Source organism: Sphingomonas sp. ATCC 31555, assembly GCF_000282895.1.
GTDB lineage: Bacteria > Pseudomonadota > Alphaproteobacteria > Sphingomonadales > Sphingomonadaceae > Sphingomonas.
This window is the reverse complement of record NZ_ALBQ01000018.1, coordinates 81,420-93,607: the sequence shown is the minus strand read 5'-3', so window position 1 is coordinate 93,607 and position 12,188 is coordinate 81,420. Positions and strand designations below refer to the sequence as shown.

The window sequence follows — 12,188 nt, the reverse complement described above, 5'->3', positions numbered from 1 at the left end:
ATCGGGCCTTGGGGCTTGTGTCATTTCTGACGCAGCATTTGGTGCGAAATCCCTCTAAGTATTTGATAAAGAGATAGAAAAATGGGGACGTGGTAGGGCTTCGTCCGCGCCGATGGAGAGGGCAAGCTTGCGCGATCCAGCCTATCGGCAAGCACCGGGGCGAACGGAGAGGACATCATGGTACGTATCGCTGTCGATCCCCCAGCCGCATCTGGCGATTCCCCGCTGCCCGAGCGGCGTGCCTGGTATCGGCACCTCTATGTCTGGGTACTGATCGCGATCGTGGCCGGCGTGCTGGTCGGCCATTATGCGCCGGGCACCGGCGAGGCGCTGAAGCCCCTGGGCGATGCATTCATCAAGCTGGTGAAGATGATCATCGCGCCGGTGATCTTCCTGACGATCGTGACCGGCATTGCGGGCATGCGCGATCTGGCGGCGGTGGGGCGGGTGGCGGCGAAGGCGTTCGCCTATTTCCTGTTCTTTTCCACCCTGGCGCTCGTCGTCGGCATGGTAGTGGCCAATGTCGTGCGGCCGGGTGCCGGGCTCAACATCGATCCCGCCTCGCTCGATGCGGGCAAGGTAGCGGACTATGCCGCCAAGGCGCATGAAAGCACGCTTGTCGGCTTCATGCTGGGCATCATCCCCGACACCTTCCTGTCGGCAATGACCGGCGGCAACATCCTGCAGACGCTGTTCGTCGCGATCCTGTTCGGCATCGGCCTGGCCCTGATCGGCGATCGCGGCGAGCGGATCGTTGGCGCGCTGGAGGATGTATCGCTGGCGATGTTCAAGGTCGTCGCGATCCTGATGAAGGCGGCGCCCATCGGTGCGTTCGGCGCCATGGCGTTCACCGTGGGCAAGTACGGCGTCGGGACGCTCGCCAACCTCGCCATGCTGGTCGGCACCTTCTACCTGACCTCGGCGCTGTTCGTGGTGGTGGTGCTCGGCACCGTGTCTGCGCTCGCCGGCTTCTCGATTTTCCGGCTGATCGGCTATCTGAAGGCCGAGCTGCTGCTGGTGCTCGGCACGTCTTCGTCGGAAAGCGCGCTGCCCTCGCTGATCGAAAAGATGGAGCGGGCGGGCTGCCCCAAGACGATCGTCGGGCTGGTGGTGCCGACCGGCTATTCCTTCAACCTAGATGGCACCAACATCTACATGACGCTTGCCGCCTTGTTCATCGCGCAGGCAACCGGGGTGGATCTGTCGATCGGGCAGCAGCTGCTGCTGCTCGGCGTGGCGATGCTGTCTTCCAAGGGGGCGGCCGGGGTGACCGGGGCCGGCTTCATCACGCTGGCGGCGACGCTGTCGATCGTGCCCAGCGTGCCGCTCGCCGGGATGGCGCTGATCCTGGGGGTCGACCGATTCATGTCCGAATGCCGCAGCCTGACCAACTTCATCGGTAATGCCGTGGCGACGGTGGTCGTGTCGCGCTGGGAAGGCCGTCTGGACCGCACCGCGCTCGATGCGGCGCTCCGCGGCACCGCGACGCGCGTCGACCAGCTCCCCGCCGACGCCGTACCGGCCGAGTAAAGAGCGCCTCCATGCAGTTTCTGCTTCGCGCCCTGGGCGCCACCCCCGCGCTCGCCCTGGCGATCCCCGCCGCCGCCCAGACGATCGACAAGGGTGCCGCCTATCCCGCCGCGGCCGCCGGGGACGGCGCAACAAATGGCGGCTACAACCTGTCGCGCTGGGCGGAGGATTGGCGCGCGATGTGCGATCCCGCCAAGCGCGACGATCCCATCGACGCCTTGAAATGCGTGAAGCTCACGCCCGGCGGCGATGTCTATGTGACGCTTTCGGGCGAGGCGCGGCTGCGGGTGAACCACACCACCAATCCCAATTTGCGCGAGGTCCGCGCCCAACGGCAGGACATCGTCCGGCTGTTCGGCGGCGCGGACCTGCATATCGGCGAGCATCTGCGCGTCTATGGCGAGATCGCGCATGGCGGCATCACCGGGGTCGAGCTCGGCGCGCCCGCTGCGACGCTGCGCAACCGCATCGCCGTGCAGCAGCTGTTCGCCGAAGCAAAGGGGGAGGTGGGCGGCATCGCGATCGGCGCGCGCTATGGCCGCCAAGAGTTCGTCGACGGGCCAAATCTGCTCGTGTCGCAACGGGACAACAACACCATCCGCTACACGCTGAACGGTCTGCGGTTATGGGCGCGATCGAACACGATGCGCGTCGATCTGTTCGACCTGAAGCCGACCCAATATGGCGACCTGGGCGCCGATGACGACGTGATCGATCCGGCGCGTCGCTTCTCCGGCGTGACGCTGGGTTTCGTCGTGCCCAAGGCGCTGACCGGTAACGCCAAGCTCTATTTCGACCCATTTTTCTGGCGTCGACGCAACAAGGTCGGCACCTGGGGCGGCAGGATCGGTCCGGCGACCCGCTATTATCTTGGCACGCACTTCTGGGGCGAGGCAGGCCCCATCTCCCTCGACTGGTCCGTCAACCATCAATGGGGCCATTTCCTCGACCAGCGGATTGACGCCTGGCACGCCTTTTTTGCGCAAAATGTCCGACTGGGGAGCGGCAAGACAGCCCCACGGATCGGCTTCCACACCGATTATGCGAGCGGCGGCGGTGGCTATGGCGATGGCAAACTGCGCAACGCCTATGCCCCGTTCGGCAACAACATCTACTACAGCTACGGCCTGTTCCTGACCCCCAGCAACCTGGTGGCAGTGGCGCCGACCTTTGCCTTCTCGCCTACGCCCAAGCTGCGGCTGAGCACCGAATATCAACGTGCCTGGCGGGCGAACGTGCACGACGCCGTCTATCGGGCGAGCGGCCAGCCTTTTCCAGGAACGCAGAATGTCCGCGGAGCCCATACCGCGGACGTCGCCCGCCTGCAGGCGGTGTGGGCGATTACGCCGAGACTATCCTTCACCGGCCGGTACGAACATCTCATGGCGGGTCCGGGCCTGCGCAACGCGGGCTATTCCAATTCGGACTTCGTCGCAGGTTGGTTGAGCTTCCGGTTCTGACCTCCGTAGGGCGCAGCCGGCTTTCATCCGGATCGATCCCGGAGGAGTCGACCGGCAGAATAAGACGGTCTAGGCGGTTCAAACGGCGGGGGTCGCCGGATCGGCCGGTCGACTTGCCGGCCAAGTCTATATTGCTATGGTGCATAGCAATATAGACTGAGGTACGGGAGGGGACTGACTTGGAACGTTTTGATGTGCTGATCGTCGGCAGTGGCCATGCCGGTGCCCAATGCGCGATCGCGCTGCGCCAGGCTGGGTTTACGGGCACGCTGGCGATGGTCGGCGAGGAAGCCGAACTTCCCTATGAACGGCCGCCGCTTTCCAAGGATTATCTGGCAGGCGAGAAGAGCTTCGAACGCATTTTGATCCGTCCGGCCGCCTTCTGGGCGGAGCGCGCCATAACCATGGTTCCGGGCCGGCGTATCGTCGCCGTCGACCCAGCAGCGAAGACCGTGCGGGACGCTGAGGGGCGCGAGATCGGCTATGGCAATCTGGTCTGGGCTGCCGGCGGCAGCCCGCGCCGGCTTTCCTGCAGCGGCCACGACCTTGTCGGCGTCCATGCCGTCCGCACGCGCCGGGATGTGGACCAGCTGCTCGCCGAGCTTTCGGCAGCCCAACATGTGGTGGTGATCGGCGGCGGTTATATCGGGCTGGAGGCGGCTGCGGCGCTGACCAAGCAGGGCAAGCATGTCGTCGTTCTGGAGGCAATGGACCGTGTGCTTGCCCGCGTGGCCGGCGCGTCGCTATCCAGCTTCTACGAAGCGGAGCATCGCGCTCATGGCGTGGAGCTTCGAATGGGGGCGCTGGTCGACTGCCTCGACGGTCAGGACGGCCGCGTCTGCGGCGTACGCCTCGCAAATGGCGAAACGCTGCCGGCGGATCTGGTGATCGTCGGTATCGGCATTGTTCCGGAAGTCGCGCCGCTGCTGGAGGCGGGCGCGGACGGGGGCAATGGCGTGCGGGTCGACGCCCAATGCCGCACCAGCCTTCCCGACGTGTTCGCGATCGGCGACTGCGCCTTGCATGTGAACCGCTACGCAGACGGCGCGGAGATCCGCCTCGAATCCGTGCAGAATGCGAACGACCAAGCGAACGTCGTGGCCAAGCTGCTCACCGGCCACGACGCGCACTATGACGCGGTGCCGTGGTTCTGGTCGAACCAATATGACCTGAAGCTGCAGACCGTGGGCCTTTCGATCGGCCATGATGCGACGGTGATCCGCGGTGATCCGGCCGCGCGATCCTTTTCGGTGCTCTATCTGCGTGGCGGGCGGGTGATCGCGCTCGATTGCGTCAACGCCACCCGAGATTATGTTCAAGGCCGCCGCCTGGTGACCGAGGGGATCGTGGCGGACCCGGCGCAGCTGGCCGATCCGGCGGTGGTGCTGAAAGAGCTTTGAGACCGCTGCCTCCGCGCTGCCGCATCGATGGAGTTGCGTGGCGGTAGAGGGCGAGGCATCCCATTTCCAGAAAATGGGAGAAACGAGGATGTCGGACGCATCGGTGCTGCTTTCCAGGAATGGCGATGTCGCCATTGTTCGGCTGAATCGCCCCGATCGGTTGAACGCGCTGACGCCGGACATGCTGGACCTGCTGGCGGAGACGCTACGGCAAGCGGCCGACGAGGGGGCGCGTGCGATCCTGCTTACCGGAGAGGGGCGCGCGTTCTGCGCCGGCGCGGATTTGGTCGCCAGCGTCGGCATGCGCGATTCGGGCGAATCGCTGCGCCAGCATTACCATCCTGTGATCCAGACGATGGCGGACCTGCCGATCCCGATCGTGGCGGCGGTGAACGGCGCAGCGGCCGGTGCAGGCGCATCGATCGCGCTAGCCGCAGACATCGTGGTGATGGCGCGATCCGCCTATCTGCTGCTCGCCTTCGCGAATATCGGGCTAGTGCCGGATGCGGGCGCGACCTGGTTGATCGGCAAGGCGGCGGGGCGGGCCAAGCTTCTGGAAATGGCCCTGCTCGGCGAACGGTTGCCTGCCGATGAGGCACTGGCCGCCGGGCTGATCACGCGCGTGATGGACGATGTCGCGCTGCTCGAATCAGCACAGGGCCTGGCCGCCAAGCTGGCCGCGATGCCCACCGTGGCATTGGGCCTGATCCGCAAGCAGGTGGCAGCGGCACTGACGGGCACGCTGGCGGAGACGATGGAGATCGAAGCGGCGCACCAGAGCATCGCTTCCAAGACCGAGGACTGCCGCGAAGCCATCGCTGCGTTTCTTGCGAAGCGCAGTCCGATGTTCCAGGGCCGCTAGCAGGCGGCGGCCTTTGCCTCGGAACGGCGCGACGAAATCCGTTTTCAAGCGTTCCGAGCGCACATGAAGACTCTCTGGTTCATCACCAATCCGAATTCGGGCACCACTTCCCAGGCGAAATGCGATGCACTGGAAGCGGTGTTCGAGGAGCGTGGCCTGACTCTGGCGGGCCGCACCCGCTTTCCAGCCGACGCGCTGCCTGAAGGGGCCGCGCTCGATGCTGCGGGCGTGGATACCGTGGTGCTGTTCGCAGGCGATGGCACGATCAACGCGGCGCTGCGGGCGCTTGCCGAATGGGAGGGCGCCTTCCTGATCCTGCCGGGCGGGACGATGAACCTGCTTGCCAAGGCGCTCCACGATGAAACCGATCCGCACAAGATTATCCACGCCGCACATGGATGCGATCGGCGGGTGGCGCTGCCCTATGTCATCGCGGGTGAGCATCGAGCGTTCGTCGGGCTAATCCTGGGGCCTGCCGCGACCTGGTTCCGCGCGCGCGAGGCGGTGCGGAGCGGCAGGCTGGGGCGGCTGATCGCCGCCGTGCGCGGTGCCTGGCGGAACACCTTCCATCGCCGGGGTGTCCGCATCGAGGGTGTGGCCGGGATGCGGGACCGCTATCAGGCGGTGTTCGTCAGTCCTACACTGGAAGGGCTGGAGGTCGCCGCGGTGGATGCGCGCGATTGGCGATCGATCGTCGAACTCGGCTGGGAGTGGATGACCGGCGACTGGGTCGCCGCCCAGGCGGTGGTGGAACGCAAGACCGAGCACCTGGGCGTGCGCGAAACCCGCCCCGTCCTGGCGCTGTTCGATGGTGAACCGGTGACGCTCGACAGCGGCACGCGCATTCGCGCGGGACGTAGCCTGGAAACCTTTCTTGCCACGCGAACGGAGGCGATCGCCGCATGACTCGCTTGTTCCACGTCAGCGATATCCATTTCGGGCGGGAGGACCAGGCGGCGCTCGACTGGTTCGAGGCCAAGGTGCGCGAGGAGCGGCCTGCGGCCATCATCATGACCGGGGACCTTACCATGCGGGCGCGATCGCACGAATTCGCCGCGGCTTCCGAATGGCTGGAGGGGCTGGGCGTTCCTATGACGGTGGAGGTGGGGAACCATGACCTTCCCTATTTCAACCCGCTCGCAAGGCTCACCACGCCATATCGCCGCTATCGGACGCTGGAGCGCGTGATCGAACGGCCGCTCGACGTGCGCGGTGTATCGGTGGTGCCGCTGAAGACGACGGCACGGTTCCAGTTCCGCACCAACTGGTCCAAGGGCCATGTCAGCACACGGGCGTTGCAGAAATCGTTGGCGCTGGCGGAGGCGGTACCGGAAGGCGACTTGATCTTCGTTGCCGCCCATCATCCGCTGATCGAGGCGGGGACGCGCGGCACCTCCCGTACGCGCAACGGCGCGGAGGCGCTGGCCGCCTTGTCGCAGGCGGGTGCCCACGCCGTGCTGACCGGGCACGTCCATGATCCCTTCGACATCGAACATCGGATGCGCGACCGAGTCGTGCGGCTGATCGGCGCCGGTACGCTGTCCGAACGCACCCGGGAAAAGCCCCCGTCGTTCAACGAGATCACGGTGGACGGAGCCAGCTTTTCGACGCGTGCCCGCTTCCTGGGCGAACCCAGCGTCGCGCTGTGAAGTGAACGAAAAAGGGCGGCCCGTTGCCGGACCGCCCCTAGTTCCCTGGCCGAAGCCGAGACGCTTAGCGCTTCGAGAACTGGAAGCTGCGGCGGGCCTTCGCCTTGCCGTACTTCTTACGCTCGACGGCACGGCTGTCGCGGGTGAGGAAGCCGGCCTTCTTCACCGGCGCGCGCAGCACCGGCTCATACTTGGTCAGCGCCTGCGAGATGCCGTGCTTCACGGCACCGGCCTGGCCCGACAGACCACCGCCCTTGACGGTGCAGATCACGTCATACTGGCCCTCACGCTCGGCGACACCGAACGGCTGGTTGATGACGAGACGCAGCGTGGGACGCGCGAAATAAATTTCCTGGTCACGACCGTTGATCGTGATCTTGCCGGTGCCCGGCTTCAGCCACACGCGGGCCACGGCGTCCTTACGACGGCCGGTGGCATAGGCGCGGCCATACTGGTCCAGCTCCTGCGCGCGCAGCGGCGTGGTCGGGGCGGCCGGCTCGTCGATCTGGCCGGCGAGATAGGCGTCGGCAGCGGCGGCAGCAGCCGGAGCTGCGGTCTGGCCTTCGGTCGGCGCGGCGGGCTGCTGGCCCAGCGCTGCGCCCAGGTCGGAAAGCGACTGGCGGTTGTCAGACATTATGCACCCACCTTGTTCTTGCGGCTCATGCCGGCGATGTCGAGAACCTCGGGGTTCTGAGCTTCATGCGGATGCTCCGAACCGGCGAAGATGCGCAGGTTGCGCATCTGCTGGCGGCCGAGCGGGCCGCGCGGGATCATGCGCTCTACGGCCTTCTCCAGAACGCGCTCCGGGAAGCGGCCCTCGAGAACCTTGGCGGCGGTGATGCCCTTGATGCCGCCCGCATAGCCGGTGTGCTTGTAGTACACCTTCTGGCCGAGCTTCTTGCCGGTGAAACGGATCTTGTCCGCGTTGATCACGATGACATTGTCACCGCAGTCGACGTGCGGGGTGAAGCTGGTCTTGTGCTTGCCGCGCAGGACGTTCGCGATCACCACCGCTGCACGACCGACGACGAGCCCTTCGGCGTCGACGATGTGCCACTTCTTCTCCACCTCGGCCGGCTTGGCCGACTTGGTGGTCTTCATCAGCGCCTTCATGGCCTGTGACCTTTCACGTAGGAAATGCAGACGCGCCACCGTCCCCGGCAGCGCGTTCGATGCCCCAATGACGATAAGGGGCGTGAAAGTCAAGAAATGCGTGGGTTTGCTGACGGGTAAAATGATACCTGTAGGTTCAGCGCGTCTCGTCGGCGATCCAGCGGGCGACGACATTGCCCGCTTCCACCGGCCACTGTTCGATGACCGGCAGGTCATAGTCGTGGAGTGCCGCGATCCGCTCGCGCAGGCGCAGTGCTAGGGCGGGGCGGGTCTTGAACAGCGCGGGCACTTCCTCGCCGCGCTCGATGCCGCCCTGCCACCGATAGATCGAGGTGCACGGCGCGAGGATGTTGACGCAGGCGGCGAGCCGCTCCGCCAGCATCGTCTCCGCCACCCGCTCTGCATCGGCGCGGCTGGCGAAGGTGACGTAGAGCAGGGCGGTGTCGCTCACCGGGCGCGGCCGATGGCGTGGACGCCCCATACGGTGGCGCAGACCAGCAGCGCACCGACCAGCTGGTGGGTGGCGGCGAGGTGGAGGTTCACGCCGGTCATCACCGTGGCAATCCCGAGCAGGATCTGGATGCCGAATGCCGAATGGATCGCGATCGAAGCGCGGCGATCTCCGGCGGCGCGTGCCTTGCGGGCGAGGACGATCAGCCCCACGACGGCAACCCAGGCCCACCAGCGATGGATGAAGTGGACAATGGCGGGGTCGTAGAGCGCCGCATGGAGCGGACTCTCACCCAGCTGGCTAACTCCGGGAAAGAAGCGGTCGTTCATCAGCGGCCACTGATTGGTGACCAGCCCGGCATCGAGTCCGGCGACCAGTGCGCCGTAGAAGAGCTGGATCGCGAGCAGCACCAGCACGCTCGCGCCGAGCCCGGTCAGCCGTGCCGGGCGCGCGGCATGGTTGGCGGCGAGCGCGCGCAGATCGAGCATCGTCCAGACGATGCCGCCGAGCGTAAACAGCGCGGTCATCAAATGGGTCGCCAGCCAGAAATGGCTGACCGAGGTGCGGGTGTGGTTGAGCCCGGACTTGACCATCCACCAGCCGAACGCGCCCTGCAGCCCGCCCAGCGCCAGCAGCGCGACCAAGCGCCAGCCATAGCCCTGCGGGATCTGCTTACGGACCCAGAACCACAGCAGCGGCAGCGCGAACGCCATGCCGATCAGCCGGCCCAGCAGGCGGTGGACATACTCCCAGAAGAAAATTGCCTTGAAGCCGGCGAGCGTCATGCCCTGATTGAGCTGCTGATACTGGCCGATCTGTTTGTAATGCTCGAACTCGGCCTGCCACTGCGCGTCGTTCAGCGGGGGCACGATGCCTGAGATCGGCTTCCATTCGGTGATCGACAGGCCGGATTCGGTCAGGCGGGTGATGCCCCCGACCACGACCATTGCGACGATCATCGCGGCGACGACGAACAGCCAGTGCGCGAGAGCACGGGGGCGGGCGGTGAGAGGGCGCAGGTTCATTTTCAGCACGTACCGCGATGTACGCGCTCGGGGAAGCGGGCGCTAGCTGCCGGCTTGTGGACTTTCGGGAAGGGCCGGGAGCGCCGGCGGTGCCGCGGGCTGACGCTTCATCGCGATGTCGATCAGCGTCTCCAGGCGGATCACTCGCTCGCGCGTCTCAATCGAGTGGCGGCGGGCTTCGTCGGCGGTGGCCAAGGCCTGCTCGACCTTGTGCTGGAGGAGCGCAACCTGCTGCAGGGCGCGTAACGCGTCGGTCCAGAAGCTCACTGGCGCGCCCAGCCCGACAGTGCGGCGGAGAGTGCGTCCCAATTGATCGATGAGTCGGCCAGCAGCTGCTCGCGAACTTCGGCGCGATAGGCGTCCTCGTCGAACTGCGCGGCGGCAGTGCGCGCGGCTTCAAGTTGGGCGAAGGCCGCGTCCGTGCGGGCATTGGCCTGTTCGAGCTGGGCAAGCAGGTCGCGCATCAGCGCCATCTCGGCGTCGGTGGGTTCGGTATAGCGTTCGGCAGCGGTGCGCATGAAGTCGCTGACCGTCATGTCCGCCGCTTCCGCATTGGCGGAAATGCGCCGCTTTTCCTCGGGCGATACCAGCACGACGACACGGCTGGAGCGAGTCTCTGGAAGCTGCGTGGCCATGTGCATGTACATGGCATGTGCATGTTGAAGGTGCAAGGTGGGATCAACCCAAGATCCTCCCCGTGTCGGGGAGGATCTTGGAATTCCTTACGCCCGCACGCCGTCGGCCAGTTCGGCCTCGTTGTAGCGGAGCGCCTTGAGCACCGTGTCGACGATATGCGCGGCGTTCAGCCCCGCCTCGTCATACTGCTTCTCGGGCTTGTCCTGGTCCTGGAACACGTCCGGCAGGCGCATGGTGCGCAGCTTGAGGCCCGCGTCGATCAGGCCAGTGTCGCTGGCGAGCGTCAGCACATGCGCGCCGAGGCCGCCGATGGCGCCTTCCTCAATCGTCACCGCCACTTCGTGGGTGGTGAGCAGGCGGCGGATCAGTTCTTCGTCAAGCGGCTTGGCAAAGCGCAGATCGGCCACGGTTGTGGACAGACCCTTCGCATCGAGCGTGTCGGCGGCCTTGAGTGCTTCCGCAAGGCGGGTGCCGAGCGACAGGATAGCCACCTTCTTGCCCTCTCGCACCACGCGGCCCTTGCCGATCGCCAGCCGTTCGGGAACCTTGGGCAGCTCCAGGCCGACGCCGTTGCCGCGCGGGTAGCGCAGCGCGATCGGGCCACTATCGTGCATTGCGGCGGTGTGGGTCATGTGGACGAGTTCGACTTCGTCCGCCGCCGCCATCACCACGAAATTGGGCAGGCTGGCGAGATAGGTCACGTCGAAGCTGCCCGCATGTGTCGCGCCGTCGGCCCCTACCAGCCCGGCCCGATCGATCGCAAAGCGGACCGGCAGGTTCTGGATCGCCACATCGTGCACAACCTGATCATAGGCGCGCTGCAGGAAGGTGGAATAGATCGCACAGAACGGCCGCATCCCTTGTGCCGCAAGCCCCGCCGCGAAAGTGACGGCGTGCTGCTCAGCGATGCCCACGTCGAAGGTGCGTGTAGGGAACATCGCCTGGAACTTGTCGAGGCCGGTGCCCGAAGGCATTGCCGCGGTGATCGCACACACGGCGGGATCGCGTTCGCCCTCGGCGATCAGTGCGTCGGCGAAGACCTTGGTATAGGCGGGCGGTCCTGGCGGAGCCTTGGCCTGGGCGCCGGTGATCACGTCGAACTTCTGGACGCCGTGATACTTGTCCGCCGCCTTCTCGGCCGGGGCATAGCCCTTGCCCTTCTTGGTGACGACATGGACGAGGATCGGGCCGTGCTCGGCATCGCGAACATTTTCGAGCACCGGGATCAGATGTTCGAGGTTATGGCCGTCGATCGGGCCGACATAATAAAAGCCAAGTTCCTCGAACAACGTGCCACCCGTCGCCATGCCGCGGGCGAATTCCTCCGCCTTGCCGGCGGCGGCGGTGAGGCGGCGCGACACTTTCTGCGTCACCCGGCGGGCCAGGCTGCGCAGGCCCATATATTCGGAAGAGGAAATGAGGCGCGCAAGATAAGCCGAAAGCCCGCCCACCGGCGGCGCGATCGACATGTCGTTGTCATTGAGGATCACGACCAGACGATTGCCGGCGGCCTCGGCGTTGTTCATCGCCTCATAGGCCATGCCGGCGCTCATCGCGCCGTCGCCGATCACCGCGATCGCCTTGCCGGGCGCCTCGTTCAGCTTGTTGGCGATAGCGAAGCCGAGTGCGGCAGAGATCGAGGTCGACGAGTGCGCGGCGCCGAACGGATCATATTCGCTCTCGCTGCGCTTGGTGAAGCCCGAGAGGCCGCCGCCCTGGCGGATTGTGCGGATCCGATCGCGTCGTCCGGTGAGTATCTTGTGCGGATAGCATTGGTGGCCGACATCCCAGATCAGGCGATCGTCGGGCGTGTCGAACACATAGTGGATCGCCACGGTCAGCTCGACCACGCCGAGGCCGGAGCCGAGATGGCCCCCTGTGGTACCCACAGCGCTGATGGTTTCGGTTCGAAGTTCATCTGCCAGCTGGCGAAGCTGGGCAGGCGCGAGCTTCCGGAGGTCCTGCGGCGTGTCGATCGTGTCGAGCAGCGGCGTCTTGGGTAGGTCAGCCATGGTGTTTGTTAGCGCAGTGTTACGCCCAAGTCGAACGGTCAAATGGGCAG

At 65.8% G+C, this 12,188-nt stretch carries 13 protein-coding genes; 6 read left to right on the top strand and 7 right to left on the bottom strand.

The features are described 5' to 3' along the window. The first annotated feature begins 177 nt into the window (after positions 1–177). The 6 genes from B215_RS0109725 to B215_RS0109700 all read left to right on the top strand — a co-directional run bounded on the left by B215_RS0109725 (position 178) and on the right by B215_RS0109700 (position 6,901). The gene (locus B215_RS0109725) at positions 178–1,530 is read left to right on the top strand and encodes a dicarboxylate/amino acid:cation symporter (RefSeq protein ID WP_019369459.1); all 1,353 of its coding nucleotides are present in this window, start codon (positions 178–180) and stop codon (positions 1,528–1,530) included. 11 nt (positions 1,531–1,541) lie between these two features. After that, positions 1,542–2,990: an alginate export family protein gene (locus tag B215_RS0109720; protein WP_019369458.1), complete on the top strand. Its 1,449-nt coding sequence runs from the start codon at positions 1,542–1,544 to the stop codon at positions 2,988–2,990. Positions 2,991–3,169: 179 nt separating this feature from the next. Continuing rightward, positions 3,170–4,390 (top strand): NAD(P)/FAD-dependent oxidoreductase, encoded by a 1,221-nt coding sequence (locus B215_RS0109715; protein WP_026009133.1) that lies wholly within the window; start codon positions 3,170–3,172, stop codon positions 4,388–4,390. 88 nt (positions 4,391–4,478) lie between these two features. Beyond that, entirely contained in the window at positions 4,479–5,252 is a 774-nt protein-coding gene (locus B215_RS0109710) for an enoyl-CoA hydratase-related protein (protein ID WP_019369456.1), read from the top strand. Between the two features lie 63 nt (positions 5,253–5,315). Beyond that, positions 5,316–6,158 (top strand): diacylglycerol/lipid kinase family protein, encoded by an 843-nt coding sequence (locus tag B215_RS0109705; RefSeq protein ID WP_019369455.1) that lies wholly within the window; start codon positions 5,316–5,318, stop codon positions 6,156–6,158. Beyond that, entirely contained in the window at positions 6,155–6,901 is a 747-nt protein-coding gene (locus B215_RS0109700; RefSeq protein WP_019369454.1) for a metallophosphoesterase family protein, read from the top strand. The genes B215_RS0109705 and B215_RS0109700 overlap by 4 nt, the downstream gene beginning before the upstream one ends. Positions 6,902–6,965: 64 nt before the next feature. On the opposite strand, the gene rpsI is transcribed toward B215_RS0109700, so the two are convergent. From rpsI to dxs, 7 genes are all read right to left on the bottom strand, one after another. Further along, positions 6,966–7,535 (bottom strand): 30S ribosomal protein S9, encoded by a 570-nt coding sequence (gene rpsI, locus B215_RS0109695; protein WP_019369453.1) that lies wholly within the window; start codon positions 7,533–7,535, stop codon positions 6,966–6,968. Then, positions 7,535–8,014 carry a 50S ribosomal protein L13 gene (rplM, locus tag B215_RS0109690; protein WP_019369452.1) on the bottom strand — a complete coding sequence of 160 codons (480 nt, stop codon included), beginning with the start codon at positions 8,012–8,014 and terminating at the stop codon, positions 7,535–7,537. The genes rpsI and rplM overlap by 1 nt, the downstream gene beginning before the upstream one ends. Before the next feature lie 136 nt (positions 8,015–8,150). Beyond that, a complete protein-coding gene (gene cutA / locus B215_RS0109685) occupies positions 8,151–8,465 on the bottom strand; it encodes a divalent-cation tolerance protein CutA (RefSeq protein WP_019369451.1) in 315 nt (104 codons plus the stop codon). Then, positions 8,462–9,490: a COX15/CtaA family protein gene (locus B215_RS0109680; RefSeq protein ID WP_019369450.1), complete on the bottom strand. Its 1,029-nt coding sequence runs from the start codon at positions 9,488–9,490 to the stop codon at positions 8,462–8,464. Before B215_RS0109680 ends, cutA begins: the two co-directional genes overlap by 4 nt. A 42-nt stretch (positions 9,491–9,532) precedes the next feature. Continuing rightward, positions 9,533–9,757 (bottom strand): hypothetical protein, encoded by a 225-nt coding sequence (locus B215_RS21320; RefSeq protein ID WP_152997790.1) that lies wholly within the window; start codon positions 9,755–9,757, stop codon positions 9,533–9,535. Next, positions 9,754–10,125 carry a plasmid mobilization protein gene (locus B215_RS0109670; RefSeq protein ID WP_019369448.1) on the bottom strand — a complete coding sequence of 124 codons (372 nt, stop codon included), beginning with the start codon at positions 10,123–10,125 and terminating at the stop codon, positions 9,754–9,756. The genes B215_RS21320 and B215_RS0109670 overlap by 4 nt, the downstream gene beginning before the upstream one ends. 87 nt (positions 10,126–10,212) lie before the next feature. Continuing rightward, positions 10,213–12,138: a 1-deoxy-D-xylulose-5-phosphate synthase gene (gene dxs / locus B215_RS0109665; RefSeq protein ID WP_019369447.1), complete on the bottom strand. Its 1,926-nt coding sequence runs from the start codon at positions 12,136–12,138 to the stop codon at positions 10,213–10,215. Between the last annotated feature and the right edge of the window lie 50 nt (positions 12,139–12,188).

Bases quoted from the DNA above. Each gene is read 5' to 3' on its own strand.
- rplM (WP_019369452.1), bottom strand. From the start codon at position 8,014: ATGAAGGCGCTGATGAAGACCACCAAGTCGGCCAAGCCGGCCGAGGTG.
- dxs (WP_019369447.1), bottom strand. From the start codon at position 12,138: ATGGCTGACCTACCCAAGACGCCGCTGCTCGACACGATCGACACGCCG.
- B215_RS0109700 (WP_019369454.1), top strand. From the start codon at position 6,155: ATGACTCGCTTGTTCCACGTCAGCGATATCCATTTCGGGCGGGAGGAC.
- B215_RS0109710 (WP_019369456.1), top strand. From the start codon at position 4,479: ATGTCGGACGCATCGGTGCTGCTTTCCAGGAATGGCGATGTCGCCATT.
- rpsI (WP_019369453.1), bottom strand. From the start codon at position 7,535: ATGTCTGACAACCGCCAGTCGCTTTCCGACCTGGGCGCAGCGCTGGGC.
- B215_RS0109720 (WP_019369458.1), top strand. From the start codon at position 1,542: ATGCAGTTTCTGCTTCGCGCCCTGGGCGCCACCCCCGCGCTCGCCCTG.
- B215_RS0109725 (WP_019369459.1), top strand. From the start codon at position 178: ATGGTACGTATCGCTGTCGATCCCCCAGCCGCATCTGGCGATTCCCCG.
- B215_RS0109680 (WP_019369450.1), bottom strand. From the start codon at position 9,490: ATGAACCTGCGCCCTCTCACCGCCCGCCCCCGTGCTCTCGCGCACTGG.
- B215_RS0109670 (WP_019369448.1), bottom strand. From the start codon at position 10,125: ATGGCCACGCAGCTTCCAGAGACTCGCTCCAGCCGTGTCGTCGTGCTG.
- B215_RS0109705 (WP_019369455.1), top strand. From the start codon at position 5,316: ATGAAGACTCTCTGGTTCATCACCAATCCGAATTCGGGCACCACTTCC.